Here is a 25940-nt window from a genome sequence, read left to right as displayed (position 1 = left end):
GCGTCAGCTGTCGGGCGGGATCAGCCCGAGGCCCCGCAGGTAGACCCCGATGCCGGATTCCAGCAGGTCCTCGGGCGGGAAGGGGCTTTGGGTGCCGGGCGAGTTGCGGGCAAAGAGTTCGACCACGCCGTGGCTCATGGCCCAGATATGGGCCGAGAACATCGAGGCGGGCGGGCGTTTCTCGGGCGGGATGTGCTGCGAGAGATCACTGGCGGCCTTTTCCAGCACGTCCCAGGCGCGTTTGGCGACGGCGGCCAGTTCCGGGGTGCGGTTGACCGATATGCCGCTTTCGAACATCGCGATGTAGTGGCCGGGGTGCTTGCGGGCGAAGGCGAGGTAGGCGCGGCCCGTGGCCTCGAAAGCCGCCAGCGCCGAGGGCTGGCCCTTGTCATAGGCATATTGCATCAGATCGGCGAAGATCTCGTAGCCTTGGCGGGCGGCCTCGGCGATCAGGTCCTCGCGGCCCTCGAAATGGCGGTAGACAGCGGCGGGGGTGACGCCGGCCTGCTTGGCAGCCTCGGACAATGTGAAGCCTGTCGGCCCCTTCTCGCGGATGAGGTCGAGCGCGGCATCGACGAGCGCCTGCCGCAGGTTGCCGTGGTGGTATCCGCGTTTAACCATCCCAGAGGTCGGGCCCCCCGCAGATCGACTTGTCGATCTTGCCGAGCGCCTTCTTGTCCTTTCGGGCGTAATCGAGGTTGTGCAGCACCGTGCGGATCGCCGCCAGCCGCGCGCGGCGCTTGTCGTCCGAGCGGATGATGGTCCAGGGCGCGACGGTGGAATGGCTGCGGGTCAGCGTTTCGCGGATCGCGTCCGAGTATTCGTCCCATTTCTTCAGGCCGTCGACGTCGATCTGCGAGAGTTTCCACTGCTTCAGCATGTCGTTTTCGCGGTCCATGAAGCGGCGCAGCTGTTCGGCCCGGCCGACGTTAAGCCAGAACTTGAAGAGGCGGATGCCATCGCCGACGAGCGACTGCTCGAAGGGGCCGACCTGTTCGAAGAAGCGTTCGCGTTCGCCGTCGGTGCAGAAGCCGAAGACCTTCTCGACCACGCCGCGGTTGTACCAGGAACGGTCATAGAAGACGATCTCGCCGCCGGAGGGCAGGTGGTCGATGTAGCGCTGGAAATACCACTGGGTGCGCTCGGATTCGGTTGGCTTCCCGAGGGCGACGATCCGGGCGCGACGGGGGTTCAGGTTCTCGGTGAAGCGCTTGATGGTGCTGCCCTTGCCGGCGGCGTCGCGCCCCTCCATCACAACGACGACGCGCTGGCCCACCTCGCCGAGCCAGCTCTGCATCTTGGCGAGTTCGATCTGGAGCGCCTTCATCTCGGCCTCGTAGGCCTTGCGCTTCATCTCCTCGGTATAGGGAAAGGTCGGATTGAGGATGTCGTCGCCATCGGCGCGCTTGATCGACTCGCGCACCTCTTTCGGGGCTTCCTTGGTGAAGTAGGTGCTGATCGCACCACCGAAGGGAAGATCCATCTTGCCGTTCCTTTGCCTGACCGGACCAGGCCAATATGGGATGGTACAAGGATTAACGCAAACCCGCCCGTGCGGCGACACGGTCGATGGCGGCGATCACATCCTCGGGGGAGACGTGGTGCGGCATATGGCCGATTCCGGGGAGGCGGGTGAGGATGGCGCCGGGGATCTGGTTCACCAGTTTCTCCGAGTGGATGTGGATGCCGACAGTGGTGTCGGCAGTGCCGTGGACGATCTCGGTGGGCACGGCGATCTCGCCGTATTGCGGTGCCAGCGCCTCGATCTCGACCAGCAGGTTGGCCCGCTGCGCCGCGTTGGCGCGCATCGAGACGCGGCGCAGGGTCAGGGCGGGGCCGAAGTAGTCGGCATAGCCGGCGGGTTCTTGTTGCGGCTCGAAGACCTCGGCCACCGCCTTCTCGACCACGCTGTCGGGCACGAAGGCGGTGATGAGCGGCACTGCCAGCGCGCTGCCGAGGTGCGAGGAGGTGATGCGGTAGAAGAGCGGCAGCGAGCCGTCCCAGACCTGCGAGGCGGCCGAGAGCGCGACCAGCCCGGCGAGGCGGTCGGGGTGGTTTACCGCCCAGGCCAGCGCCACCGCGCCGCCATAGCTGTGGCCCAGCACCAGCGGGCGTTCAGCGCCGAGCCGGCGGGCGGCCTCGGCCAGCAGCGCGGCCTGCTGGGTGATGGTCGCGCCGCTCTCGTTCAGGCGCTCGGTATAGCCGAGGCCGGGGCGGTCGATGGCGATGACGCGGTAGCGGTCGGCCAGGGCCGGAGCGAGGCCGAAGGTCATGTCGCGCGTCGAGCCGCTGGCGCCGTGGATCAGCACCAGGTCCGGCCCCTGGCCGGCGACGACGGCATGGACCTGCACGCCGTCGATCTCCATCAACTGGCCTTCGGGCGGAAAGGCGGCCTCGGCCCTAGTTTCGTGCCGGGCGGCGGCCCAATGGGTGACGCCGGCCAGCAGAAGCAGCCCGAGGCCCAAGGATATCAGCAGGTTAACTGCCAATCTCGGCCATGTCGAAGGGGGTGGACTGGTAGATCTCGTTGATCCAGTTACCGTAAAGAAGGTGCCCGTGGCTGCGCCAGCGGTTCAGCGGCGGGCGCGAGGGGTCGTCGTCCGGGTAGTAGTTGATCGGCACGTTGATCGGGGTGCCGTTGGCGATATCCCGGTCGTATTCCTGCTTGAGCGTATCGCGGTCGTATTCGAAGTGGTTGAAGATGTAGAGCGCGCGATGGCCCGGATCCTCGACCAGGCAGGGGCCGACCTCGTCGCTGCCGAGCAGGGTGGTCAGGCCGCCGGCGGCCTCGATCTCGTCCTGGCGCATCTCGGTCCAGCGGCTGACCGGGATCACGCAGTCATCCGAGAAGCCGCGCAGGTAGGGCGATGCGGGGGCGAGGTTCTTGTGGCGGAAGCAGCCGAAGGCCTTGGCATCCAGGATGTGCTTCTTGACCCGGTGGAAGTGATAGATCATCGCCATCCCGCCCCAGCAGACGCCGAAGGTGGAATGCACATGGGTCTGGGTCCAGTCCATGACCTGGACCAGCTCGTCCCAATAGGTCACGTCCTCGAACTCCAGGTGTTCGATCGGCGCGCCGGTGATGATGAGACCGTCGAACTTCTCACCGCTGGCCTGCACTTCCGAGAAGGGGCGGTAGAACTCTTCCATGTGCTCGGCGGCGGTGTTCTTGGTTTGGTGCTCGCTCATGCGGATCAGCGAGAGCTCGATCTGCAGCGGCGTCGCGCCGATCAGCCGGGCGAACTGGTTCTCGGTCTGGATCTTCTTCGGCATCAGGTTCAGCAATCCGATGCGCAGCGGGCGGATGTCCTGGCGGCCGGCGACGTCCTCGGACATCACCATGACGCCCTCGCGCGTGAGGACGTCGTAGGCGGGCAGGTTGGCTGGTATCTTGATCGGCATCTGAACTATTCCGTTTGCTGAGAGCCGTAGATAGTCCGGGATCGGGACGATGCCAAGGGAAAGGGCCGGAGCGGTCCGGCCCGGCTCAGCCCTCGGCGGCCCTGGTGTCGAGCGCCTCGGCGATCAGGTCCTCGAAATCGTCGGGCGTGCGGACCTGGGACACCGCGTCTGCGGTGACGGTGACACCCCAGTTGCGCGCCATCTCCTCGTAGCGCGGCTGGCGGTGGGCCAACGCCTTGGCATAGGTCCAGCGGATGAAGGTATCGGGGTCGACCTCGGCCTCGGTCAGGCCCTTTTCGGCGAGATAGGCGGCCCAGACCTCGGCGAGAAACGCGGCCTGATAGGCCATCGGCTTGGGCGCCTTGTCGAAGCGGCGGACCAGCTCCTGGGTGTGGGCCTCGCTGCCCTTGATCCAGACCATCAGAGTATGCCGGTCGAGTTCCGCCATGATCGGGTCTTCGGGGTTCGAGGGATCGACCCATTCGCAGATCGATCCGCCGGTGTCGCAGATGAAATGCGGGTAGTTGTAGAGCCGCTGCGCGCGCTCGATGAAATAGGCGGTGTCCATCAGCGCGTGGATCTCGGATTGGCGGAACTGCTCCTGGCGGCGGCGGTATTCCTCCATCGGCAGACCGCCCTTGGCGGGATTGCCGGGCTTGCCGAGATAGGCCGAAACCGGGGTCAGGTTGGCGAAGGTGAGGTTGGAGCCGATGTAGATCGAATCCGTCAGCAGCAGCTCGCGCAGGAAGGGCACTTTCATCGCCTCGGCCTTGGCGTTGTCGGCGATGTATTCGCCCATGTAGCGGGTGCCGATGCGGTAATCGATGGAATAGTGGAACCAGTCGCCGCCCGAGCGGAGCATGTTCGACAGATAGGTCTTGCCCAGCCCGGACATGCCGAACAGCAGAACCCGCTTCTGCGCGGCCGCGCGCCATTCGCTGGCGGATGAATAGAGCATGACCCGTTCCCCTTTTTGCCCTTGCTACTCAGCCGCGCGTGCAGGGTCAATCAGGCGCGCCGGGCGGGGATACGAATGGTGCCGTTGAGGATCAGCAGGCCAAGCGCCAGCAACGCGAAACCGCCGTAGGCGCGGGGATGCAGCGCCTCGTTCAGCCAGACGGCGCCCAAGGCAATGGCCACCGGCGGCACCAGCAGGGTGACCAGCATCAGGTTGCCGCTGCCTGCCATGCCCAGCACACGATAATAGAGCAGGTAGGCGCCGGCGGTTGCGATCAGCGCGTAATGCGCGATGGCCATCCAGGTCACCGGTTGGAGGTTCAGGATCGGCGGTCCATCGACAATCAGCACAGCGGGCAGCAGAAGCAGGGTCGATCCGGTCAGCATTCCGGCTGCGGCAATCATCGGGTGCAGGTGGCCAAGCTGCTTGCGGGCCCAGGCCCCGGCGAGGGCGTAGCTGAGGGTCGAGACGAGGACGGCCAGTTGTGCGACGTTTCGCGGGTCGAGGCCCGCCAGCGCGGCGGGGCCGACGATGGTCAGCACACCGGCAAAGCCGGTGCCGACGCCGATGAGCTTGCGCGCGCTCAGGCGTTCGTCGGGGAAGACGATGGCGGCGACGATGATGCCGAACATCGCCGTGGTAGCGTTCAGGATCGAGACCAGGCCGGATTCGATGCTGTGCTGCGCCCAGGCCTGAAGGCCGAAGGGTATGACGTTGTTCGCAAGCCCCATCACCAGGAAGGCACCCCAGGTGCGCAGATCCCGCGGCAGCGGCAGGCGCAGCGCCAGCACCACCATCCAGAGCGCCAGCGCCGCCCAGCCGGTGCGGTGCAGCACGAGGGTCAGTACCGGCAGTTCCCGCAGCGCGATATGCACCGAGAGGAAGGAGCCGCCCCAGATCAGCCCCAGCAGGACCAGTTCCGCCGTCGCCCGGCCCGACAATGTCTTTTGTTCGCTCATGGAGCGGACCTATCCGGCTTCACCGGCCGTCGCGACCCGGTTCCTGCGGGTTTCGCCGAGGACGTTCACGTAGTTGGCGGCGAAGATGACCAGGGCCCCGACCAGTACCCAGATGTCGGGTATCTCGCCGTAGATCATTGCGGCGACGATCGCGATTGCCGGCAGGCGGGCAAAGTCGAAGGGCACCACGATCGAGGCCGGCGCGATGGAGAGCGCGGTGGCGATGCAGAAATGCGCGACCAGTCCGCCAATGCCGACGATCAGCACATAGGGCAGGGCAGTGGCGTCGGGCAGGGCGATATGACCGTCATGGCCGGCGACGACGAGGCCGAGGACCAGCTGGATCGAGGTCAACCAGAACATGATGCCGCCGATGGTCTCGTGCCGGGTCAGCCGCTTAGTGGCGATGAGGGTGATGGCGAAGAACACCGCCGCGATAGCCACGGCGACCAGGCCGGGGTTCAACTCGGCGACACCCGGCCGGGCCACGATCAGGATGCCGCCGAAGCCTGCCAGCGCGCAGAGCACGCGGCGGCGGGTGAGCGTCTCGCCGAGGAACAGCGGTGAGAGCACAATGACCCAGAGCGGGGCGGTGAATTCCAGCGCGAAGACCTGGGCCAGCGGCGCCACCCCGACGGCGAAGAGCCACAGGTTCTGGCCGGTGAAATGCGCCACGTTGCGCAGAACATGGGTGCCGATGCGCTGGGTTCGGATATCCTTCCAGCGGCGGGTGAAGGTCAGCATTGCGGCGACGATCACGAGTCCGATGATGCTGCGGAAGGTCATGATCTCGAAGGTGTCGAGCACGCCCTTCAGCTCGCGCCCCGAGACCGCCATGGCCGAGAAGGAGACGATTGCGCCGATCATCCAGAGGGCGGCGCGCAGCGAGGCACTCATGCCCCGAGGCCCGTTATCGTGTAATGCCGTTCCAGGCCCTTCGTGACCTCGGCCCAGGCGGTTGCGGCAAGCCGGGCCTGATGCGCGCGGAAGGCTTCGGGCGATGTGAAGGATTCAGAGACCAGCAGCCGGCCGGGGAGTTCCGCGCTTTCGGTCACGTTGAAGTGCAGGCAGCCGGTTTCGGCGCGGGTCAGGCGGATGTGCTCGGGCAGGGCGGCGCGCACGGCGTCGAGCCGATCGGCGGGCACGTCGACATGGCCTGTCAGGCTAACGGTCATACTGGTGCTCCTCCCGCCTTCGCTTGACCGGGGTTGTACGGGGGCTGTCGGGCAAGCTCAAGCGCGCTTGGCTCCGGTTGGCCCCCGGCGGGGCGGGCGTCAGGCGGGCGCGCGCTTGCGCCGGGTTCGGAACGCCGAGAACCAGATCGCGATGGTCACGAGGCCGAGCACGGCGGCGATGGGACGTTCGAAGAAGCCCAGCGGGTTGCCGTCGTTCTTGATCATCGTGGTCATGAAGGAATCCTCGAGCAGCGGCCCGAGCACCAGGCCCAGGATCGCCGGGGCGATGGGGAAGCCGTGTTCCTCCATCAGGTAGGCGATCAGGCCGAGCACCAGGAGGATGCCGATCCCGAAGACGGTGTTGTTGATGGCGAAGGTGCCGACCATGCAGAACAGCAGGATCACCGGCATCAGCACCATGCGGTGGATCCGGAGCAGCTGCTTGGAGGTCTTGATCGCCATGAAACCCAATGGAAGCAAAAGGATATTGGCCAGGATGAAGGTGATGAAGATGGCGTAGATAAGCTCAGGCTGTTGCAGGAAGACGGTCGGCCCGGGGTTCATGCCCTTGAGGTAGAGCACGCCGATCACGATGGCGGTGATCGAATCGCCGGGGATGCCAAAGACCAGCGCCGGAACCCAGGTGCCGCCAAGGGCCGCGTTGTTCGAGGCGCCGGCGTCCACCAGCCCCTCGACATGGCCGGTGCCGAACTTCTCGGGCTCGCGCGAGAACTTCTTTGAGACGGCGTAGGAGATCCAGGCCGCGATGTCCGAACCGGCGCCGGGCAGCGCGCCGACCGCCGCGCCGATCAGCGAGCCGCGCATCAGGTTCTTGCGATAGCGCGAGAGCACGCCGCCGAGGCCTCGGAACACGTTGCCGATGGCGACCTGCGGCACCTCCGGGGGCGGGGTGGTTGCGGTCACGGCGCGCAGCACCTCGGCGAGGGCGAACATCCCGATCATCGCCGGGATGAAGCTGATCCCGCCCATCAGCTCGACCGAGCCGAAGGTGAACCGCGCCTGTCCCGACATCGGGTCGAGGCCGATGGTGGCGATCAGCAGGCCGAGCAGCAGCGAGATCGCGCCCTTGACCGGGTCCGAGCCCGAGATGAAGGCGGCGCAGGTCAGGCCGAGGCAGGCGAGCCAGAAATATTCTACCGAGGAGAAGTTCTTGGCGACCTGGGCCAGCATCGGGGCTGTGAACATCAGCACCGCCGAGCCGAAGAGCCCGCCGATGACCGCGGCCGCCAGCCCGGTGCCGAGGGCGAGTTCGGCCTTGCCCTTGCGGGTCAGGGCGAAGGCCTCGTCGGTATAGGCCGCCGAGGCGGGGGTGCCGGGAATGCGCAGCAGCGCGCCGGGCAGGTCGCCGGCGAAGATCGCCATGGCCGTCGCGGTCACGATCGCGGCGAGCGCCGGGACCGGCGCCATGAAGAAGGTGACCGGCACCAGCAGCGCGGTCGCCATGGTGGCCGAAAGGCCGGGGATCGCGCCCATGAACAGGCCGAACAGGCCCGACAACACGATGACCATCAGCACGTAGGGGTCGAAGACCAGGGGCAGGGCGGTGAGAAAGGTCTCCATCTTACCAGGCCACCGATTGCAGGAGGCCCCAAGGCAGCGGCACCCGCAGCACCTCGCCGAAGAAGGCCTGCATTCCCACGACGCAAACTGCCGAGACGACCAGCGCCTGCAGCCAGTGCGCGGGTCCCCTCAGCCAGAGCAGCAGAACCAGCAGTGCAGCGAAACCTGCGATGGGGAAGCCCAGCCAGTCGGAGAACAGGATGTAGAGCACCAGTACCGCCACCACGAGCGCGAAGTTGGCGACATGGCGAGGCGAGCGGAGCCAGTCGAAGGGCACGGCCCAGGGGCCGCCGGAGCGAAGGCCGCGGATCACCAGCAGCAGACCGAGCCCGGCCATGCAGGTGGCGATGGTGCGCGGAAAGAAGGACGCGCCATAGTTCTGACCCGGCATGTGGCGGAAATCCTTGGTGAACCAGAACACCGCTGCCGCAAGCAGCAGGAACACGGCGCCGGAAATCGCGTCGCTGACTTTCACGTGACCCTCCCCGAGAAGTGGTGAAACGCCCCGGACGTCGTCAGTCCGGGGCGTTTCCTGTCAGTTTGCGGTGAGGCCCGCGGCCTTCATGACCTTGCCGAAGTCCTCGTCGGCCTTCTGCATGAAGGCGGCCGCCTCGGCGCCGGGGCGCCAGACCATGCCAAAGCCGCGGCCGGTCATGAATTCCTGGAACTCGGCCGAGTTATAGGCCTTCTCCAGCGCCGGGATCAGCTTGGCGGTCACCTCGTCAGGCAGGCCCGCAGGGCCGGCGACCATCCGCCAGGCGCCGACGGTCCAGTCGGAGCCGGTGGCTTCCTTCAGTGTCGGCACGTCCGGGAAGATTCCGAGCCGCGCCTCGCCCATCGTGGCCAGCGGGCGCACCTCACCCGCCTCGATCAGTGCGCGCCCCTCGGGCAGCGACGAGGTCACGTAGTCGACACCGCCCGCCACCATGTCCTGCAGCGCCGGGGCAGCGCCCTGAGAGGGCACCCAGGGCGACTTGGCGGGTTCAACCCCTTCCGACAGCAGCCAGCCGGCCGCGCCGAGATGCCAGATGCCACCCTGGCCGGTGCCCGAGCCCTTGAAGGCCCCGTCCGCGCCCGACTTGATCGCCGCGAGCAGGTCGGCGGCGGTCTGGTAGGGCGAGTCCTTGCGCACCATCAGCCCGCCGGGGTCAAGGTTCACCTGCGCGAGCACCGTGTAGTTCTGGTAGGTGAGATCGGTCAGACCGGCCCAGTGCATCATCGAGATTTCGACCGTCGCCATGCCGATGGTATAGCCGTCCGGCGTGGCCGTCGCGATGGCGCTGTGCCCCACCACGCCCGAGCCGCCGGTGCGGTTGACCACGTTGACCGGCTGGCCGAGGTCCTTTTCGAGCAGCGAGGCGATCATCCGTCCCACCGCATCGGTACCGCCGCCCGCGCCCCAAGGCACGACAAAGGTGATCGGCCGATCAGGGTATTCCGCCATGGCCGGGGCCGCGACGCCCATCGCGCCGGTTGCGAGGGCCGCAAGGGCGAGGGTCTTCAAGGTAGTGCGTCTGTCCATTCTGTCTTCCTCCCTAGATAGAATCGTCTTTCCATTCACTCCTTCGACAGGTGCGTCCTCGGGCACCTGAAGCTTCTTCCTCCTGTGGCTGAACGACCGGCGGGGCCTCCCTTCCCCGCCTGGTCATGTGCGGTTTCCCCGTGTTCAGGGAATGGTGCGGCCCACCACCCCCCGGTGGTTCGCCGCCGGACGGGCCACTGGCAGGGCACGACCGCATATCGTTGGATTGGTTATTGATTTCAGATAATTCGCGAGTTCTTCTCCGCCTTGCATGGGCCGCGTTCGTTGCCGCCAGGGCAAGCCGGGAAAGGAAGTGCGCGTCTGTCTTGCTTCCATGACCCAGTCCCAGTGAAACGCGGTTCAGTCGATGGTCGAGACCCGGCGGGAAATGCCGGTATTGCACCGACAGAATGGCGAAGGTTTCGCACCAGTCCAGTGTTTTTGCGCGGGAGGGGTGTCGCGGCGTTCAAATCGGCGTGGTCTTGGCGGTTGGAACCACGTGCAGGCGTTCGCCAATATCGCGGGTTGTGCCGAATTGGGCCCGAGCATGTCGGCGGCGAATTCGCCGTTGAAGTGACATTGGAAGGAAACATAATGCGCGCGGCGGACAAAGAGCCCGCGGAGGGAGGAATTCATGAAGATCAAGGCAGCCGTTCTCGAGGAAATAGGTCGGCCCGGCCCCTACGCCGAAACCACGCCGATCTCGATCTGCGAGGTCGACCTGGAGGGCCCTCGCGAAGGAGAGGTGCTGATCGAGATGTCGGCGGCCGGGCTCTGCCATTCGGATCTCTCGGTGGTCAACGGCGACAGGCCGCGTCAGTTGCCGATGGTACTGGGCCATGAAAGCGCGGGTATCGTCCGCGCCGTGGGTCCGGGTGTGCAGCGGTTCCAGCCGGGCGATCACGTGGTTACGGTTTTCGTCGCGTCGTGCGGACATTGCGCGCCCTGCCGCAGTGGCCGGCCAGCCCTTTGCGAGCCGGGCGCGGTGGCCAACGGCAAAGGTGAGATGATTGGTGGCGGCACGCGGCTGAGCCGGGACGGGCAACCGATCTATCACATGACGGGTGTCGCCTGCTTTGCCGAATACGCGACCATCTCGCAGAACTCGCTGGTGCGGATCGATCCGGAGATCCCGCTGCATATCGCCGCGCTTATGGGCTGCGCGGTGCTGACCGGGGCGGGGGCGGTGTTCAATTCCGGAGATGTCTGTCCCGGTTGCTCGACCGCCGTTGTCGGCCTGGGTGGAGTCGGCCTTTCGGCGGTCATGGCGGCCTATGCAGCCGGAGCCGAGACGATCATCGCGGTCGATGTGCTGGACGACAAGCTCGAGATTGCGCGCCAGCTTGGGGCCACGCACACGATCAACTCCTCGCGCGAAGGCGCGCTGGAGGAGCTGCGTGACCTGACTGCGGGCGGGGTGCATACGGCGCTCGACTTCACCGGCAACGTTAACGCGCTGCGCTTTGCCTATGACAGCACGCGGCGCGGCGGGACGACGATCACTGCGGGCCTGCCGAACCCAAAGGCGATGTTCCAGATCCCCGCCGTCGGCCTGACCGCCGAGGAGCGCACGATCAAGGGCAGCTATCTTGGCTCGGGCGTGCCGTCGCGGGACATTCCCCGCTTTCTCGGCCTCCATGCGCAGGGCCGGCTGCCGGTCGAGAAGCTGATGACCTCGCGGATCCGGCTGGAAGAGATCAACGCCGGCTTCGACCTGCTCCATGCGGGGAAGGCGATACGACAGGTCATCGACTTTTCCTGAGCTTGGGTTAGGGAACCTGGCAGGTTATCCGGCATGACGGCTGGCCGTTGACGTCTATTCGCGCGTCGGCGGCCGCCAATTCCACCGCCCCCCCGGCCCGGCCGGCGGCATCCTGCTTGACCCCGCGCGTGGCAGTCCGCATGTTCGGGCACCGGGCGGAGGAAGCGATGGATATCCGGCAGTTACGCTATTTCATTGCCATCGCCGAGGCGGGGTCGCTTTCGGCCGCGGCGCAGCGTCTGCACATCGCCCAGCCCTCGCTGTCGCAGCATCTTGCCGCGATGGAACAAGAATTGAACCTGCGCCTCGTCGAGCGTTCTCCGCGGGGTTCGACACTGACGGCAGAGGGGGAGGTGCTGCTCTCCCATGCCCGGCAGATCTGCGACATGCTGACCACCTGCGTCGCCGAGATGCGCGCGCTGTCGCAGGATGTCACCGGCAATGTCCGCTTCGGGATGCCGCCCTCGGTCTCGATGGTAATGTCGGTGCCGCTGGCCGAGACGGTGCGGATCGACCTGCCCAACGTCCGCCTGCGGGTGAGCGAGGCGATGAGCGGTTTTATCAAGGCCTGGATCGACGACGGCACGGTCGAGATCGGCTTTCTCTACGACCTGAACGGCGTGGAACATTTCCACGCCACGCATGTGCTGAACGAACAGCTCTATTTCTTCTCGGCGCCCGATACCTGGCCGCTGAAGACCGAGCCGGGAACGCCGGTGCCGCTGCGCGACCTGGCCGAGATCGAACTGGTGCTGCCGGGCGAACCGCATGGCCTGCGCCGGATCATCGAGGCGGCGGCGGCGGATTCCGGGGTGTCGCTGAACGTGGTCACCGAGCTGGACGCGATGACGCAGATCAAGGAACTGGTGGCACGCGGTTCGGGGTTTTCGATCTTCACCCCGGCAGCCTGCTACGATTTCGTCGCGGCGGGGCGGCTGCTCAAGGCTCCGATCATCGCGCCCGAGATATCGCGTCCGGTCTACCTGGTGCGCAATCCGGCGATGACGCAAAGCCGCGCTTGCGCGGCGATCGAGGCCGCGACGCTGAATGTCGCGGCAGAGATGGTCGGGCGGGGGATATGGGAGGGCCGCCTGGTCTGGCAACCCTCGGAAGCTGTCAGCCCTGCGCGGTCGCGATCATCGTGACGACGTTGCGGCCGATGTCGCGGACCCGCAGTTCCAACCCTTCGGCGCCGGGACGGGCCTCGACGCGCACCGTGTTGCCGACGGTCAACGGCGACACCCCGCGATAGGAAAAGCGCGATGGGATGCGGCCCAGCAGGTCGGTCGCAAGGTGCTGCATCCAGATGGCCTGGATCGGGCCATGCACGACCAGCCCGGCATAGCCTTCGACGGTAGTGGCATAGGGGTGATCGTAGTGGATGCGGTGGCCGTTGAAGGTGATGGCCGAGTAGCGGAACAGCAGGGTCGGGTCCGGCAGGACCTCGCGCCCCGCGGCCTCGGGCCAGGCCGCGGCCTCTGGCAGCGCGGGTTTCGGTGCGTCGGGGGCGGGGTCTTCGCGGTAGACGATGTCGCGCCGTTCGGCGACCCGGAGGTCATTGGCGACGAGATAGCGGATATCCAGCGTCAGGAAGCCGAGCTTGCCGCTGCGGCCTTCCTTGTAGGCGACGTCGCGCACGGTGGTTTCGACGCTGACCGCGTCACCGGGCCTCAGCGCGCCGCACCATTCGACCTCGCCCCCCGCCCACATCCGGCGCGGCAGGCCGAGATCGGGCACCACAAGGCCGGTGCGCGGATGGCCGTCGCGGCCCAGCTCGTCCTTCGGGTAGATATCCGGCGCCAGGCACCACTGCAGGCCGGGGCTTTCCGGCACCTGCGCATGCATCGCGCCGAGTGTCACCCGGAACTCATCGGCGAGGCGCGCGGTCACCAGATCGGTCGCGTGGCGTTGCCGGCCGATCCATGCGCGGGCCTGATCCGCCACCGACATCAGAACGACCTCGGCATGCCGAGAACGTGCTCGGCGACATAGGACAGGATCAGGTTGGTCGAGATCGGCGCGACCTGGTAGAGGCGGGTCTCGCGGAACTTGCGCTCGACGTCGTATTCCTCGGCGAAGCCGAAGCCGCCATGGGTCTGCAGGCAGGCGTTGGCCGCTTCCCAAGACGCATCGGCGGCCAGCATCTTGGCCATGTTCGCCTGCGCGCCGCAGTCCTCGTGCGCATCGAACCGGCGGCAGGCCTCGAAGCGCATCAGGTTGGCGGCCTCGAGGTTCACATAGGCCTTGGCGACCGGGAACTGCACGCCCTGGTTCTGGCCGATGGGACGGCCGAAGACCACGCGCTCCTTGGCGTAGGCGGCGGCCTTCTCGACGAACCAATAGCCGTCGCCGATGCATTCCGCCGCGATCAGCGTCCGTTCGGCGTTCAGACCGTCGAGGATGTAGCGGAAGCCCATGCCCTCTTCGCCGATCATGTTCTCGACCGGGATTTCGAGGTTGTCGAAGAAGACCTCGTATGTCTCGTGGCCGACCATGTTCCGGATCTTGCGGATTTCCATGCCGTGCCCGAGCGCCTTGGACAGCTCGACGATGAAGATCGACATGCCCATCGACTTGCGCTTGACCTCGTCCAGCGGGGTGGTTCGGGCGAGCAGGATCATCAGGTCGGAATGCTCGATCCGGGAGATCCAGACCTTCTGGCCGTTGACGACATAGCGGTCGCCCTTGCGCACCGCGACGGTCTTGATCTTGGTGGTGTCGGTGCCGGTGGTCGGTTCGGTCACCGCCATGGACTGGAGGCGCAGCTCACCCGAGGCGATTCCGGGCAGGTAGGCCGCCTTCTGCGCGTCCGAGCCGTGCCGCAGCAGCGTGCCCATGTTGTACATCTGGCCGTGGCAGTGCCCGGCGTTGCCGCCGCTGCGGTTGATCTCCTCCATCACCACCGAGGCCTCGGCGAGGCCGAGACCCGCGCCGCCGTATTCCTCGGGGATCATCGCGGCGAGCCAGCCGTCGCGGGTCAGCGCGTCGATGAACTCGACCGGGTAGGTGTCGTTGCGGGCGTGGGTCCGGTGATATTCCGCCGGGAACTCGGCGCAGAGCGCGCGCAGCGCGTCGCGCAGGTCGGCGAATTGTCCGGAGGTGGTGGTGGGTATGGTCACGGGGGCAATCCTGTTCCTGTTGTGCGGTTTGATCGTCGTGCCGGTCAGCCGGCCTGTTCGTCGCGATGCGGGGTGAATTCGGCCCGGACGGCATCAGTGTGCTGGCCAAGCGCCGGGACCGGGCCGTATTGCGGCAGCGCGCCATCGACCAACGCGCCGGGGCCAAGCAGGCGGACGGGGCCGCTGGGCGTGTCGGCTTCGACATATCGGTTCTGCGGATGCTCGGCGAGATCGGCGAGGCTGCTGACCTGGCCGCAGGCGATATCCGCCGCCGAGAGCCGCGCGAAAATCTCGTCGCGGGAGAACTGCGCGAAGGTCTCGGCAACGATTCCGTCGAGCTCGGGCCGGTTGGCGACCCGGTCGGAGTTGCTGGCGAAACGCGGGTCGGTGGCGAGCGCGGGGGCGTCGAGCACCTGCTCGCAGAGGCGGACCCATTCGCGTTCGTTCTGGATCGACAGCAGGATCTCCTTGCCATCGGCGGCGGCGAAGACGCCATAGGGCGCGATCGTCGGGTGACGCAGGCCCTGCCGTTCGGCGACCTTGCCGCCATAGGCATATTGCAGGTAGGGCACGTTCATCCAGTCGGCCAGCGCGTGGAACAGGCTGACCGAGATGTGCCGTCCCTGTCCGCTCCGTTGGCGGGCGAATAGCGCCTGCAGCACCGCCTGATGCGCGGTCATGCCGGTGGCGATGTCGCAGACCGAGACGCCGACGCGAGCGGTGCCGGCCTCGTTCCCGGTGATCGCCGACAGACCGCTCTCGGCCTGGACCAGCAGGTCGTAGGCCTTGCGCTCGGCATAGGGGCCGGTATCGCCATAGCCGTTGATCGTCACGGTGATGAGGCGCGGATTGCGGCCCCGCAGGGTTTCGGGCGAGAGGCCAAGCCGGTCGGCCGCGCCGGGGGCTAGGTTCTGGATGAAGACGTCGGCGCGGTCCAGCATCTCGGTCAGGATGGCCATGTCATCGGGCGACTTCAGATCAAGGCAGACACTTTCCTTGCCCCGGTTCAGCCAGACGAAATAGGCGCTTTCGCCGTGCACCAGCCGGTCATAGCCGCGCGCGAAATCGCCCTGGTCGCGTTCGATCTTGATGACACGGGCGCCGGCCTCGGCCAGCCGTCCGGAGAGATAGGGGGCTGCGACCGCCTGTTCGATCGATACGACGAGTATGCCCGAAAGGTCGCCCATATGTCCTGGTCCCAGCTTGTCACAACTTCCTTGACCCCTTTTGGCACAAAAGGCCGCTGGATGCGTCATAGGAGAAACCGAAGTGGGGTATTCGTCCTGGCTATGCGTCCGAAAGGCGGAGTGCGGCCAGCCAGCTGGCCGTCGCCATCGCACCGGCGGTGGCGAGGCAGAGCGGCAGCCCGCCGACCTGGAAACTGAGACCCGAGAGCAGCGTGCCGAGCAGGCGGCCGGCGGCATTAGCCATGTAGTAAAAGCCGACGTCGCGGGTGATGCGCTCCGCCGAACCGAAGGCGAGGATCAGGTAGGAATGCACCGAGGAATTTACCGCGAAGACGAAGCCGAAGAGCAGCAGGCCTGCGACCAGAGTCGTTGTCAGCCAGGGTGACGGTTCGCCCGCGATCCACGCGGCGGCGGCCAGCGCGAAGGGCAGTGGTGCAAGTAGGCCGGCCCAGCGGATCGCCTTTTGGGTGATCGCCTGTTCCGGCTGGCCTCGCGCCCCCAGCAGGCGCGGCGCCAGCGCCTGCACCGCGCCATAGGCGATTATCCAGAGCGCCATGAAGCCGCCGACCAGGAAGAAGGCCTCGCGCCGGCCCTCGGCGGTGCCATCCGATAAGACAGCCTGGAAATAGACCGGGATTCCGACCACGAACCAGACGTCGCGCGCACCGAAGAGGAACATGCGCGCCAGCGAGAGGCTGTCGATGCGGCTGTCCTTCGAGCGCCAGCCGCTCCATGTCTCCTCGGATTTCATCCGTCCGGGCAGGCCCGCGGGAAGGAACAGAATGACGGCGACCAGGATCACGGCAAGCACCGCCGCCATGCTCCAGACCGCCGTGCGAAACCCGGCAAGGCCGAGCAGGGCCGCGCCGAGGAAGAAACCCAGCCCCTTGACCGCGTTTTTCGACCCGGTCAGTGCCGCGACCCAGCGGAACAGGCCGCCGTCGCCGCTAGGGGCCAGCAGCTTGACCGCCGATTTGGAGGACATCTTGGCGAGGTCCTTGGCGACGCCCGACAGGCCCTGCACGGTCATGACGAAGGCGACCGAGACAGCGACGCTCCAGCCCGGATCGAGCTGGGCCAGGGCGATCAGCGCGGCGATCTGGAGCGCGAGGCCAGCGTAGAGGGTCGAGGCCAGGCCGAACCTTGCCGCCAGCCAGCCGGCGGCGAGGTTGGTTACGATGCCCGCGACCTCGTAGAGCAGGAACAGCCAGGCGAGCTGCACCGGCGAGAAGCCGAGCGCGTTGAAGTGCAGCAGCACCAGCATCCGCAGCGCGCCGTCCGAGAGCATGAAGGCCCAGTAGGCCGCCGTCACCGCGCCATAGGCCCGCAGCGGATTCGCCGTGGTCGTGGTCACATCGACCCCGCGACCAGCCGGGTGATGTCGCCAAGGCGGCAGGCATAGCCCCATTCGTTGTCATACCAGGCGTAGACCTTCACCTGGGTCCCGTTGGTCACCATGGTGGACGGCCCGTCGATGATCGAGGAGCGCGGATCGTTGGTATAGTCGCAGGACACCAGCGGGCGGGTCTCGAAGCCGAGGATGCCCCTGAGCGGCCCCTCGGCGGCGGCGGCGAAGAGCGCGTTGACCTCTTCGGCGGTGGTGGCGCGCTCGACTTCGAAGACGCAGTCGGTGAGCGAGGCGTTCAGCAGGGGCACGCGGACGGCGTGGCCGTTCAGCCGGCCCTTGAGCTCGGGGTAGATCAGCGTGATCGCGGTGGCGCTTCCGGTGGTCGTGGGGATCAGGTTCATCAGCGCGGAACGCGCCCGGCGCATGTCCTTGGCCGGGCGGTCGACGATGGTTTGGGTGTTGGTGACATCGTGGATCGTGGTGATCGAGCCATGACGGATGCCCAGGCTCTCGTGGATGACCTTGACCAGCGGGGCGAGGCAGTTGGTGGTGCAGGAGGCCGCGGTTACAAGGGCTTGCGAGCCGTCGTAAAGGTGATGGTTGACCCCGTAGACCAGGTTCAGCGCGCCGCCGTCCTTGACCGGGGCGCTGACCACGACCTTGTTCACACCGGCGGCGTAATAGGGCGCGACCCTGGCGGCGGTCTTGAAGACGCCGGTGCAGTCGACCACCAGGTCGACGCCCAGCTCGGCCAGGGGTAGCGCCTCGATGGACTTCTCGTGGGTCAGGCGGATGGTCCGGCCGTCCAGCACTAGCGCGCCCTCGGCGGCGGCAACCGGGGTGCGCCAGCGGCCATGGACCGAGTCGAACTCCATCAGCAGCGCATGCTGTTCGGCGTCGCCCACCGGGTCGTTCAGCAGCACGATCTCGCCGCCGGCGCCGCTGTCAATCAGGCCGCGCAGCACGAGTTTTCCGATCCGGCCAAGGCCGTTGATGGCAATGCGGGGCATGGGGGTCAGTCCTCTTGCAGGGCCTGGGTGCCGATCTCGTCGACATGCGATTGCAGCGAGATGCGGTCGAGGCTGGCGAAGGGCAGTTCGACGAAGGCGGCGATGCGGCGCTGGAGCGCGCCATAGGTCTGGGCGAAGAGCAGCGCCTTTTCGGCGTCGGTTCCGGTGGCCTTGACCGGGTCGGGCAGGCCCCAGTGGCCGGTGATCGGCTGACCCGGCCAGGGCGGGCATTCCTCGCCCGCCGCGGTGTCGCAGACGGTAAAGACGAAATCCATCACCGGCGCGCCGGGCTGCTGGAATTCGGCGACATGCTTGGCGCGCAGGTCGTGAACGTCGTGCCCGTTGCGGTCCAGCACCGCGAGTGCGAAGGGGTTCAGCCTGCTGCCGGGGCGCACCCCGGCCGAGAAGGCGTGGAACTTGCCGCGTCCGAGATCGCGCAACAGCGCCTCGGCAAAGATCGACCGGGCCGAGTTGCCGGAGCATATGAAGAGCACGTTGTAGGTCTTGTCCCCCATGGCGGAGGGCTCCTTGGCAGAGGCGAGGAGGGAGGAGAGGAGGTCGGGGCGACCCCGGCCGACATCGAGGGCGAGGTAGCCGATCAGGCCCTCGGTCTGGTCGAGGTTCACGGAGTAGAGCAGCGAGCGGCCCTGCCGTTCGACCTGGACCAGGCCCGAGGCCGCGAGGTCGGACAGGTGGTGCGACAGGGTGTTCTGCTTGAGCCCCAGCGTCTCGGCAATCTCGGTTGGGCGCACGCCGTGGGGGGCGTGTCGCATCAGCAGCCGGAAGACGGCGAGACGGCCGGGATGGCCGAGCGTGGCGAATGCACTGGTGGCGGTGTTTATATCCATATTTCCCGATTAATAGAAATATGGAGTCCGCGCCAGTGACAGTTTCATGACAGATCCGGGCCGAAACCTGTGCTCAGACCCTGCTGCGGGCCCGTGCCGCCCATTCGGCCAGGATATCGGCCGCGGGGCGATCGAGATGCTGTTCGGAGGGCATCTGCCGCTTGGCGACCGGCAGGCTGCATTCGCGGGTCAGCTGGTCGGGGTCGATCGGGAAACGCGCCGCCTCGGGCAGGCCGGTCAGAACAGCGCCGGCCTGGGCCATGTCGGCGGCGTAGTAAAGCGCCGAGATCCCGGCGATGCCCATCGCGGCCACGCAGAGCGCGCAGGGCTCGCAGCTGGTGTAGAGCTCGCAGCCGCGCAGATCGACCGTCTGCAGGTTGCGGCAGGCGTCGCGGATGGCCTCGGTCTCGCCATGCGAGGTCGGGTCGTGGTTCATCACCGAGCGGTTAATCCCTTCGCCGACGATCCTGCCGCCCTTGACCACGACCGAGCCGAACGGCTCGGTGCCGGGGGTTTCGAGCGCCTGTGCCGAGATCTCGATGGCGCGGCGCATGAAGCGCTCTTCATACATGGGCCTTCTCCTCGCAGGCGAAACAGGCGACGCGGCGGTCGTGCACCTCGGCGCGGCGTAGCGGGCGCTCGGCCTTGCAGCGGTCGAAGGCGAGCGGGCAGCGCGGGTGGAAACTGCAGCCCGACGGCGGTGAGACGGGCGAGGGGACTTCGCCGCCCATCGGGGCGCGGTCGCGTTTGGGCGCTTCGAGATCGGGGATCGTTTCGAGCAACAGCCGCGTGTAGGGATGCAGCGGATTGGCGAATAGATCGGCGGTTGGCTGAATCTCGACGATGCGGCCCAGGTACATCACGGCGATGACATCGGCCATGTGCCGCACCACGCTAAGGTCGTGGCTGATGAACAGATAGCTGAGACCCATCTCGCGTTGCAGCCGTTTCATCAGGTTCAGCACTTGAGCCTGAACCGAGACGTCGAGCGCCGAGGTGGGTTCGTCGCAGACCAGGAACTCGGGCTCGCCCGCCAGCGCGCGGGCGATGGAGATACGTTGCCGCTGACCGCCCGAGAATTCGTGCGGGAACTTGGACGCGTCCGAGGGCGAGAGGCCCACGGTGCGCAGCAGCTCGTCGACGCGGGCCGAGACCATGCTGTCCGGCGTGTCGGGGCGCAGCGTGCGCAGCGGCTCGGCGACGATGCGCCCGACCCGCCAGCGCGGGTTGAGGCTGGCGTAGGGGTCCTGGAAGATCATCTGCATCCGGTCCCGGTCGCCGTGGAAGGTGATCGACCCGCCGGACGGCGAATGCAGCCCCGTCACCAGCCGTGCGATGGTGCTCTTGCCGCAGCCGGATTCACCTACCAGCGCCAGGGTCTGCCCGCGTTCTATGGTGAAGTCGACGCCATCGACGGCGCGCAGGGTACGGCGTGGCTTGCGCTCGATCACGCGGTTCAGCCAGGGGGCAGAGACGTCGAAGCGGCGCTCCAGCGCGTCGACCTCGAGGATTGCGGTCATGCGGTTGCTCCTTCCATGGCAAGCCAGCAGGCGGCGCCGGGGCCGTCGATGCGCGGAACGTCCTGGCGGCATTTCGGGCCGGCATGGGCGCAGCGCGGGTTGAAGGCGCAGCCCGGCGGGATGGCGTCGAGGCGCGGCATGGCGCCGGGGATCATCTGCAGTTCCTCGGCGTCCGACCGCAGGCTTGGGATCGAGCCCATGAGGCCGACGGTATAGGGGTGCCGCGGACGCTGCACGACGTCCTCGACGCGGCCCACTTCGGCGAGGCGGCCAGCATACATCACCGCGACCCGGTCGGCGGTTTCGGCGATCACCCCCATGTCGTGCGTTACCAGCATCACCGCGGTGCCGCGCTCGCGGCAGAGCCGCTTGAGCAGCGCGGTGATTTGCGCCTGGATCGAGACGTCGAGCGCGGTAGTCGGCTCGTCGGCCACGATCAGCTCGGGCTCGGCGCAGAGCGCGAGTGCGATGACGATGCGCTGCCGCATCCCGCCCGAGAACTGGTGGGGGTAATTGTCGATGCGCTCCTCGACCGCCGGGATGCCGACCTCGCGCATCAGCGCCTTGGCGCGCTCGCGCGCCTGGGCGCGGGTCAGGTCGGTGTGCAGGCGGATGGTCTCGACCAGCTGGTCGCCGACCCGGAACAGCGGGTTGAGCGAGGTGAGAGGGTCCTGGAAGATCGCCCCGATCCGGCGGCCCCGCACGTCCTGCATCTCGCGGTCCGAGAGCTGGTCGATCCGGTCGCCCGAGAGGTGGATCGACCCCGCCGCGATGCGCCCCGGCGGTTCGAGCAGCCCGAGGATGGCCATGCCGGTCATCGACTTGCCGGCGCCGCTTTCGCCGACCATGCCGAGGATCTCACCCTTGCGGATGGTCAGAGAGACGTCGTCCACGGCGGTCAGGATGCCCCTGCGAGTGGGAAAATCGACCCGCAGGTTGCGGACGTCGAGCACGATGTCACTCATCGGCGCCAATCCTTTCATAGCTCGGGGTGAAGATCTCGCGCACAGGCGGGTGGTTCACCGTCCGGTCGGGATATTGTGCGATGACGCGGTCGAACTGGGCCTGGGCGCGGGCGGCGTCGGCATCTTCGTCGATGCCGGGGATGCGGCCGTTCTCCATCACCCGCCGCCCGTCGATCCAGACTTCGCGCACGTCGCGGCCAAAGGCCGAGGTCATCAGGCTTTGCACCGGGTCCGGGCCCTGCAGGACGCGCGAGAGGTCGATGACGGCGATATCCGCCTTCGCGCCGGGGGCGAGGCGGCCGAGGTCGTCGCGCTTCAGGGCGCGTGCCCCGCCGAGTGTCGCGGCGTCGAACATGGCTTCGGACCGGATCGCCTCCATCCCGTCGCTCAGGCGGGCGGTCATCATGCCGATCTGCATGTTCAGGACCATGTCGGGCGGGAAGGTGTCGGTGCCGAGGCCGACGTTGATGCCCATCGCACGGCATTTGGGGAAGCTCTTCAGCATCCCGCCATGACGTGCCGAAACCAGCGGGCAATGCACCAGCGTCGCCCCGGCCTGGGCGATCAGCGCGAATTCGGCCTCGGTGGCATGGGTGCCATGCGGCAGCAGCCAGTTGTCCTGCAACGCGCCGATGCGCTGGAGCCATTCGATCGGGCCGCAGCCGTGCTGGTCGGCCACCAGCCGCAGCTCGACGGGGGATTGCGCGCAGTGCTGGCGCACCGGGGCGCCCATTTCGGCGGCGATCAGGGCTGTGCGCTGCAACAGCGTCTCGGTGCAGGTCTCGATCCGGTCGGGCGCGAACATCGCGCGCACCAGGCCATTGGCGGTGCCGTCGATCCGGCGGGCAAAGGCGGCGGCGTCTTCCAGCCCCCGCAAGCCGCGCATCTCGTCATAGACCGGGCGGATGTTGCCGGCGGTATCCGTGACCTGGCCGCCGGTGCGATAGGCCGGGCCGAGATAGACGCGCAAACCAAGTTCCTCGGCGGCAGTGGCGGCGGCGTCGAACTCGGCGACCGTCTCGCCCCATTCGCGGTAGAACAGCGAGGCGATGGGCAGGGCGGTGGTGATCCCGTTGCGGATCAGCTGCGCGAAGGCGTGGCGTTTCTGGAAGGCCAGTTCCTCGGGCGAATACATCTCGCGCGGGCCGGCGGCGATGTAGCTCTCGGGCCAGACGCGGCCCTTCTTCCAGGCGGGGGTGTTGTCATAGCCGAGGATCGTGGTGTCGAGGTCGGAGAGCGCGTCGAGGTCGATGAAACCCGGCGAGATGACCGCCTGGCCGTAGTCGATCCGCTGCGCCACCTCGCCGTCAAAGGAGGCGCCGACATGGAGCACGGTATCGCGCTCGATCACCACCACGCCGTTCTCGTGAACGACGTGGCGGCCGTCGCGGTGGCCGATCACCCAGCGGGCGGAGAGGAGGATACGCCCGCTCACGGCGCCTCCACCACGCATTTGCCGTCACGCGCGGTGACTTCGCCGCCTTTCAGCACCAGCTTGCGCGGGGCGTGGGTGGCGACGGCTTCGGCCAGGGTTTCGCCCTCGACCAGCACGCAGTCAGCGTTGCAGCCGATGTCGAGACCGTAGCCCTCGGCTTCCATGATCGCCGCGCCGCCATAGGTGCAGACCTCAAGCGCGAGTTCGACTTCGTCGTCGCGGCGGAAGTTGTTGCGCATCCCGACGAACATGGCGCGCTCCAGCATGTCGGAATTGCCGTAGGGCCCCCAGGTGTCGCGGATGCCGTCGCAACCGGCGCCCACGAGAATGCCCATGGCGTTCAGCTCCTTCACTGCCGGCACCGGGGCAGAAGCAGGGGCGGTGGTCAGGATGTGGATGCGGTTCTCGGCCAGCTTCTCGTGCAGGCCCGCGACATAGGCCCGGTCCACAGCGCCGAGGCAGAAGGCGTGGGAAATCGCCACCTTGCCCTGCATCCCCAGCGCCTCGGTGCGCGCGATGATCTCTTCCATCGAGAACCAGCCGAGCGAGTCGCGTTCGTGCAGGTGTATGTCGATCGGCTTGCCGTGCTTCTCGGCCAGGGCGAAGATTGTGTCGAGATGGCCCTTGGGGTCATGCTCCATCCCGCAGGGGTCGATCCCGCCGACAAGTTCCGCGCCCATGGCGAGTGCCTCGCCCATCAGTTCGGCGGTGCCGGGACGGGTCATCATGCCGGATTGCGGGAAGGCGACGATCTCGATGTCGATCATGCCTTTCAGCTTCTCGCGGGTGGCCATGACGCCCTCGATACCGGCCAGCCCGTGGTGCGTGTCGACGTCGACGTGCGACCGGATATGGGTGCAGCCATGCGACATGGCGAGGATCGCGTGCCGTTCGGACTGCACCTGCGGGTCGAGGCCCAGCGAGACCTTCACCTCGCGCTCGTTGTTGATCTTGTCGATCAGGCGCGGACCGACCTCGTTGCGATACCAAGGCAGGCCCAGGAGCGACTTGTCGAGGTGAGTATGCGCCTCGACCAGACCGGGGATCAGGATGCGGCCGCCACAATCGATGACCTCGGCATCCGCTCCGGCGCTGGCCGTGAACCGCCCGTCGACGATATGCAGGTCGGTTGCGGCGGCGCCCATCGGGCGGACGTTCTTGAGAGTCTTGGTCTTCATATTGGTCACCGAAGTTTGGGGTTGAGCGCGTCACGCAGCCAGTCGCCGATCATGTTGACAGACAGCACGATCAGGCAGAGCTGGATCGACGGGAAGACCACGATCCACCACAGGCCCGAGAAGAGATATTGGTTGCCGATCCGGATCAGCGTGCCGAGCGAGGGCTGATCGGGGGGCATACCGACGCCGAGGAAGGAGAGCGTTGCCTCGGACAGGATGGCCAGGCCGAAGTTCAGCGTCGCGGCCACCATGATCGGCGTCATGCAGTTGGGCAGGATGTGGTGCAGCATGATGCGCCAGGCCTTCACCCGGATCAGCCTCGCCGCCTGCACGTATTCCTTGCGGCTCTCCACCATCGCCGAGGCGCGCACCGTGCGGGCGTATTGCACCCAGGAGGGCACCGCGATGGCGACGATCAGGATCGGCGCGGCCAGGATGTCCTTGAGGCCGGTCGGCAGGGAGGCGGTCGCGATGGCCGAGATCAGGATTGCGATCAGGATGAAGGGCATCGACAGCAGCACATCGCCGAAGCGCATGATGACATTGTCCGCCCATCCGCCGAAGAAGCCGGCGATCAACCCCAGCGCCAGCCCGACGATCAGCGCCAGCACCACCGAGGCAAAGCCGATGATGAGCGAGATGCGCGAGCCATAGAGGATGGCCGAGAGGATGTCGCGCCCCTGCGTGTCAGTGCCGAGGATGAAGGGCCATTGCCCCTCGGCGTTCCAGATCGGCGGGATCTCGGCGTTCCAGAGCTCCAGCGAGGCGAGGTCGTAGGGGTTCTGCGGCGTGATGAGCGGCGCAAGGAAGGCGGTCACCACGATCAGCGCCAGCAGCGCGGCGGCGATCACGGCCGAGCGATGGCTGCGGAAGGAATACCACAGGTCGCTCTGGCGGATCCGGGCCAGCCGCGAGGGGCGGGCGGGTTCGGCCATTGCGGGGGCGGAGAGGGTCTTTTCCATCGGTTGCTCCTCGGCCTCAGCCATTTGCACCACCGGCACGGGCGGTGTCGTCGCGCAGGCGCGGATCGACCCAGGCATAGGTGAAGTCGACGATCGTGTTCAGCACCACGAAGATCAGCGAGACCAGCATCAGGTAGGCGGCCATCACCGGGATATCGACGAAGGTCACCGCCTGGATGAACAGCATCCCCATGCCGGGCCACTGGAACACCGTCTCGGTCACCAGCGCGAAGGCGATCAGGTTGCCGATCTGCATCCCCGTCAGGGTGATGACCGGCATCAGGCAGTTGCGCAGCGCGTGGCGCCAGTGGACGCGGGCGGCGGGAATGCCGCGCGCTCGGGCGAACTTGACGTAATCGGTGCGCAGGGTCTCCAGCATTTCGGCGCGGACCAGCCGCATGACCATGGTGATCTGGAAAATCGAGAGCGCAATGCCCGGCAGGATCAGCGCCATGCGCCCCGAGGGGGTCAGCAGGCCGGTGGACCACCAGCCGATGTTCACGGTGTCACCCCGCCCGAAGGCCGGCAGCCAGCCGAGCGAGACCGAGAACAGCAGGATCAGCATGATCCCGACCACGAAACTCGGCAGCGAAATCCCGATGATCGAGCTTATCTGCAGCATATTCGCCAGCCGCGAATTGCGATGCACCGCTGTCACCACGCCCAGCGGAATGCCCACCACCAGCGAGATCACCGTCGCCACCAGCACCAATTCGAAGGTCGCCGGGAAGCGTTCCTTGAGCAGCACCATCACGTCCTGCTGGTTGCGGTAGGAAATCCCGAAATCGCCCTGGGCGGCATTGGTCACGAAGCGGGCGTATTGGGTCAGGAACCCGTCGTTCAGCCCCAGCCTTTCCCGCAGTTCCGCGCGGTCGGCCTGGGTCGCCTGTTCGTTGACCATCATCTCGACCGGGTCGCCGAAAAAGCGGAAGATGACGAAGGCAAGGAATGCGACCGCCAGCATCACGAAGATGGCGTTGGCGGTGCGCTTGATGAGAAAGGCGAGCAT

General features: G+C 66.9%; 26 protein-coding genes. 2 read left to right on the top strand and 24 right to left on the bottom strand.

Annotated elements, in window-relative coordinates; genetic code table 11:
* Window positions 1–3: 3 nt before the first annotated feature.
* From IE266_RS08890 to IE266_RS08840, 11 genes are all read right to left on the bottom strand, one after another.
* Complete coding sequence (locus IE266_RS08890; protein ID WP_189679709.1) at window positions 4–621, bottom strand: TetR/AcrR family transcriptional regulator; 618 nt, start codon at window positions 619–621, stop codon at window positions 4–6.
* Window positions 614–1483 (bottom strand): polyphosphate kinase 2, encoded by an 870-nt coding sequence (ppk2, locus tag IE266_RS08885; RefSeq protein WP_189679708.1) that lies wholly within the window; start codon window positions 1481–1483, stop codon window positions 614–616. Before ppk2 ends, IE266_RS08890 begins: the two co-directional genes overlap by 8 nt.
* A 52-nt stretch (window positions 1484–1535) precedes the next feature.
* A complete protein-coding gene (locus IE266_RS08880) occupies window positions 1536–2489 on the bottom strand; it encodes an alpha/beta fold hydrolase (protein WP_229863965.1) in 954 nt (317 codons plus the stop codon).
* Entirely contained in the window at window positions 2479–3402 is a 924-nt protein-coding gene (gene metA, locus IE266_RS08875; protein WP_189679707.1) for a homoserine O-acetyltransferase MetA, read from the bottom strand. Before metA ends, IE266_RS08880 begins: the two co-directional genes overlap by 11 nt.
* Window positions 3403–3487: 85 nt before the next feature.
* Window positions 3488–4360, bottom strand: a complete 873-nt coding sequence (locus tag IE266_RS08870) for an ATPase (RefSeq protein WP_189679706.1) — start codon at window positions 4358–4360, stop codon at window positions 3488–3490.
* A gap of 50 nt (window positions 4361–4410) precedes the next feature.
* Window positions 4411–5319, bottom strand: a complete 909-nt coding sequence (locus tag IE266_RS08865) for a DMT family transporter (protein ID WP_189679705.1) — start codon at window positions 5317–5319, stop codon at window positions 4411–4413.
* A gap of 9 nt (window positions 5320–5328) precedes the next feature.
* The gene (locus IE266_RS08860; protein ID WP_189679704.1) at window positions 5329–6216 is read right to left on the bottom strand and encodes a DMT family transporter; all 888 of its coding nucleotides are present in this window, start codon (window positions 6214–6216) and stop codon (window positions 5329–5331) included.
* Window positions 6213–6494, bottom strand: coding sequence for a putative quinol monooxygenase (locus IE266_RS08855; RefSeq protein ID WP_189679703.1), 282 nt, complete (start codon window positions 6492–6494; stop codon window positions 6213–6215). The genes IE266_RS08860 and IE266_RS08855 overlap by 4 nt, the downstream gene beginning before the upstream one ends.
* Before the next feature lie 99 nt (window positions 6495–6593).
* The gene (locus tag IE266_RS08850) at window positions 6594–8075 is read right to left on the bottom strand and encodes a tripartite tricarboxylate transporter permease (protein WP_189679702.1); all 1482 of its coding nucleotides are present in this window, start codon (window positions 8073–8075) and stop codon (window positions 6594–6596) included.
* A 1-nt stretch (window position 8076) separates the two neighbouring features.
* Entirely contained in the window at window positions 8077–8550 is a 474-nt protein-coding gene (locus tag IE266_RS08845; RefSeq protein WP_189679701.1) for a tripartite tricarboxylate transporter TctB family protein, read from the bottom strand.
* A gap of 60 nt (window positions 8551–8610) precedes the next feature.
* Entirely contained in the window at window positions 8611–9597 is a 987-nt protein-coding gene (locus IE266_RS08840) for a tripartite tricarboxylate transporter substrate binding protein (protein ID WP_189679700.1), read from the bottom strand.
* Between the two features lie 634 nt (window positions 9598–10231).
* Here IE266_RS08840 and IE266_RS08835 point away from each other — a divergent pair.
* Together IE266_RS08835 and IE266_RS08830 are read left to right on the top strand one after the other, a co-directional pair.
* Window positions 10232–11359, top strand: coding sequence for a zinc-dependent alcohol dehydrogenase family protein (locus IE266_RS08835; protein ID WP_189679699.1), 1128 nt, complete (start codon window positions 10232–10234; stop codon window positions 11357–11359).
* A 167-nt stretch (window positions 11360–11526) separates the two neighbouring features.
* Complete coding sequence (locus tag IE266_RS08830) at window positions 11527–12504, top strand: LysR family transcriptional regulator (RefSeq protein WP_189679698.1); 978 nt, start codon at window positions 11527–11529, stop codon at window positions 12502–12504.
* Here IE266_RS08830 and IE266_RS08825 read toward each other — a convergent pair.
* The 13 genes from IE266_RS08825 to IE266_RS08765 form a co-directional block, all read right to left on the bottom strand.
* Window positions 12476–13309: an HTD2 family dehydratase gene (locus IE266_RS08825; RefSeq protein ID WP_189679697.1), complete on the bottom strand. Its 834-nt coding sequence runs from the start codon at window positions 13307–13309 to the stop codon at window positions 12476–12478. The genes IE266_RS08830 and IE266_RS08825 overlap by 29 nt on opposite strands.
* Complete coding sequence (locus tag IE266_RS08820) at window positions 13309–14472, bottom strand: acyl-CoA dehydrogenase family protein (protein WP_189679848.1); 1164 nt, start codon at window positions 14470–14472, stop codon at window positions 13309–13311. The genes IE266_RS08825 and IE266_RS08820 overlap by 1 nt, the downstream gene beginning before the upstream one ends.
* A gap of 50 nt (window positions 14473–14522) precedes the next feature.
* Window positions 14523–15665 (bottom strand): CaiB/BaiF CoA transferase family protein, encoded by a 1143-nt coding sequence (locus IE266_RS08815; RefSeq protein ID WP_189679696.1) that lies wholly within the window; start codon window positions 15663–15665, stop codon window positions 14523–14525.
* Window positions 15666–15765: 100 nt separating this feature from the next.
* The gene (arsJ, locus tag IE266_RS08810) at window positions 15766–17019 is read right to left on the bottom strand and encodes an organoarsenical effux MFS transporter ArsJ (protein WP_229863963.1); all 1254 of its coding nucleotides are present in this window, start codon (window positions 17017–17019) and stop codon (window positions 15766–15768) included.
* Complete coding sequence (locus IE266_RS08805; protein WP_189679694.1) at window positions 17016–18023, bottom strand: ArsJ-associated glyceraldehyde-3-phosphate dehydrogenase; 1008 nt, start codon at window positions 18021–18023, stop codon at window positions 17016–17018. Before IE266_RS08805 ends, arsJ begins: the two co-directional genes overlap by 4 nt.
* Before the next feature lie 5 nt (window positions 18024–18028).
* Window positions 18029–18871 carry a metalloregulator ArsR/SmtB family transcription factor gene (locus IE266_RS08800; RefSeq protein WP_189679693.1) on the bottom strand — a complete coding sequence of 281 codons (843 nt, stop codon included), beginning with the start codon at window positions 18869–18871 and terminating at the stop codon, window positions 18029–18031.
* A gap of 73 nt (window positions 18872–18944) precedes the next feature.
* Window positions 18945–19442: a nucleoside deaminase gene (locus tag IE266_RS08795; RefSeq protein ID WP_189679692.1), complete on the bottom strand. Its 498-nt coding sequence runs from the start codon at window positions 19440–19442 to the stop codon at window positions 18945–18947.
* Complete coding sequence (locus IE266_RS08790) at window positions 19435–20391, bottom strand: ABC transporter ATP-binding protein (RefSeq protein ID WP_189679691.1); 957 nt, start codon at window positions 20389–20391, stop codon at window positions 19435–19437. The genes IE266_RS08795 and IE266_RS08790 overlap by 8 nt, the downstream gene beginning before the upstream one ends.
* Window positions 20388–21356, bottom strand: a complete 969-nt coding sequence (locus IE266_RS08785) for an ABC transporter ATP-binding protein (protein ID WP_189679690.1) — start codon at window positions 21354–21356, stop codon at window positions 20388–20390. The genes IE266_RS08790 and IE266_RS08785 overlap by 4 nt, the downstream gene beginning before the upstream one ends.
* Window positions 21349–22791: a chlorohydrolase family protein gene (locus tag IE266_RS08780; RefSeq protein WP_229863961.1), complete on the bottom strand. Its 1443-nt coding sequence runs from the start codon at window positions 22789–22791 to the stop codon at window positions 21349–21351. The genes IE266_RS08785 and IE266_RS08780 overlap by 8 nt, the downstream gene beginning before the upstream one ends.
* Entirely contained in the window at window positions 22788–23969 is a 1182-nt protein-coding gene (locus tag IE266_RS08775) for an amidohydrolase family protein (protein ID WP_189679688.1), read from the bottom strand. Before IE266_RS08775 ends, IE266_RS08780 begins: the two co-directional genes overlap by 4 nt.
* 5 nt (window positions 23970–23974) lie before the next feature.
* Window positions 23975–24931, bottom strand: coding sequence for an ABC transporter permease (locus tag IE266_RS08770; protein WP_229863959.1), 957 nt, complete (start codon window positions 24929–24931; stop codon window positions 23975–23977).
* A gap of 16 nt (window positions 24932–24947) precedes the next feature.
* The gene (locus IE266_RS08765) at window positions 24948–25940 is read right to left on the bottom strand and encodes an ABC transporter permease (RefSeq protein ID WP_189679687.1); all 993 of its coding nucleotides are present in this window, start codon (window positions 25938–25940) and stop codon (window positions 24948–24950) included.

Source organism: Seohaeicola zhoushanensis, assembly GCF_014656415.1.
Lineage (GTDB): Bacteria > Pseudomonadota > Alphaproteobacteria > Rhodobacterales > Rhodobacteraceae > Seohaeicola_A > Seohaeicola_A zhoushanensis.
This window is presented reverse-complemented; position numbering and strand designations above follow the sequence as displayed.

Coding starts and splice junctions, on each gene's coding strand:
- ppk2 (WP_189679708.1), bottom strand. CDS start 1,483: ATGGATCTTCCCTTCGGTGGTGCGATCAGCACCTACTTCACCAAGGAA.
- IE266_RS08870 (WP_189679706.1), bottom strand. CDS start 4,360: ATGCTCTATTCATCCGCCAGCGAATGGCGCGCGGCCGCGCAGAAGCGG.
- IE266_RS08770 (WP_229863959.1), bottom strand. CDS start 24,931: ATGGAAAAGACCCTCTCCGCCCCCGCAATGGCCGAACCCGCCCGCCCC.
- IE266_RS08815 (WP_189679696.1), bottom strand. CDS start 15,665: ATGGGCGACCTTTCGGGCATACTCGTCGTATCGATCGAACAGGCGGTC.
- IE266_RS08860 (WP_189679704.1), bottom strand. CDS start 6,216: ATGAGTGCCTCGCTGCGCGCCGCCCTCTGGATGATCGGCGCAATCGTC.
- IE266_RS08775 (WP_189679688.1), bottom strand. CDS start 23,969: ATGAAGACCAAGACTCTCAAGAACGTCCGCCCGATGGGCGCCGCCGCA.
- IE266_RS08890 (WP_189679709.1), bottom strand. CDS start 621: ATGGTTAAACGCGGATACCACCACGGCAACCTGCGGCAGGCGCTCGTC.
- IE266_RS08865 (WP_189679705.1), bottom strand. CDS start 5,319: ATGAGCGAACAAAAGACATTGTCGGGCCGGGCGACGGCGGAACTGGTC.
- IE266_RS08805 (WP_189679694.1), bottom strand. CDS start 18,023: ATGCCCCGCATTGCCATCAACGGCCTTGGCCGGATCGGAAAACTCGTG.
- IE266_RS08840 (WP_189679700.1), bottom strand. CDS start 9,597: ATGGACAGACGCACTACCTTGAAGACCCTCGCCCTTGCGGCCCTCGCA.
- IE266_RS08795 (WP_189679692.1), bottom strand. CDS start 19,442: ATGTATGAAGAGCGCTTCATGCGCCGCGCCATCGAGATCTCGGCACAG.
- IE266_RS08825 (WP_189679697.1), bottom strand. CDS start 13,309: ATGTCGGTGGCGGATCAGGCCCGCGCATGGATCGGCCGGCAACGCCAC.
- metA (WP_189679707.1), bottom strand. CDS start 3,402: ATGCCGATCAAGATACCAGCCAACCTGCCCGCCTACGACGTCCTCACG.
- IE266_RS08785 (WP_189679690.1), bottom strand. CDS start 21,356: ATGAGTGACATCGTGCTCGACGTCCGCAACCTGCGGGTCGATTTTCCC.
- IE266_RS08850 (WP_189679702.1), bottom strand. CDS start 8,075: ATGGAGACCTTTCTCACCGCCCTGCCCCTGGTCTTCGACCCCTACGTG.
- IE266_RS08830 (WP_189679698.1), top strand. CDS start 11,527: ATGGATATCCGGCAGTTACGCTATTTCATTGCCATCGCCGAGGCGGGG.
- IE266_RS08835 (WP_189679699.1), top strand. CDS start 10,232: ATGAAGATCAAGGCAGCCGTTCTCGAGGAAATAGGTCGGCCCGGCCCC.
- IE266_RS08855 (WP_189679703.1), bottom strand. CDS start 6,494: ATGACCGTTAGCCTGACAGGCCATGTCGACGTGCCCGCCGATCGGCTC.
- IE266_RS08800 (WP_189679693.1), bottom strand. CDS start 18,871: ATGGATATAAACACCGCCACCAGTGCATTCGCCACGCTCGGCCATCCC.
- IE266_RS08765 (WP_189679687.1), bottom strand. CDS start 25,940: ATGCTCGCCTTTCTCATCAAGCGCACCGCCAACGCCATCTTCGTGATG.
- IE266_RS08790 (WP_189679691.1), bottom strand. CDS start 20,391: ATGACCGCAATCCTCGAGGTCGACGCGCTGGAGCGCCGCTTCGACGTC.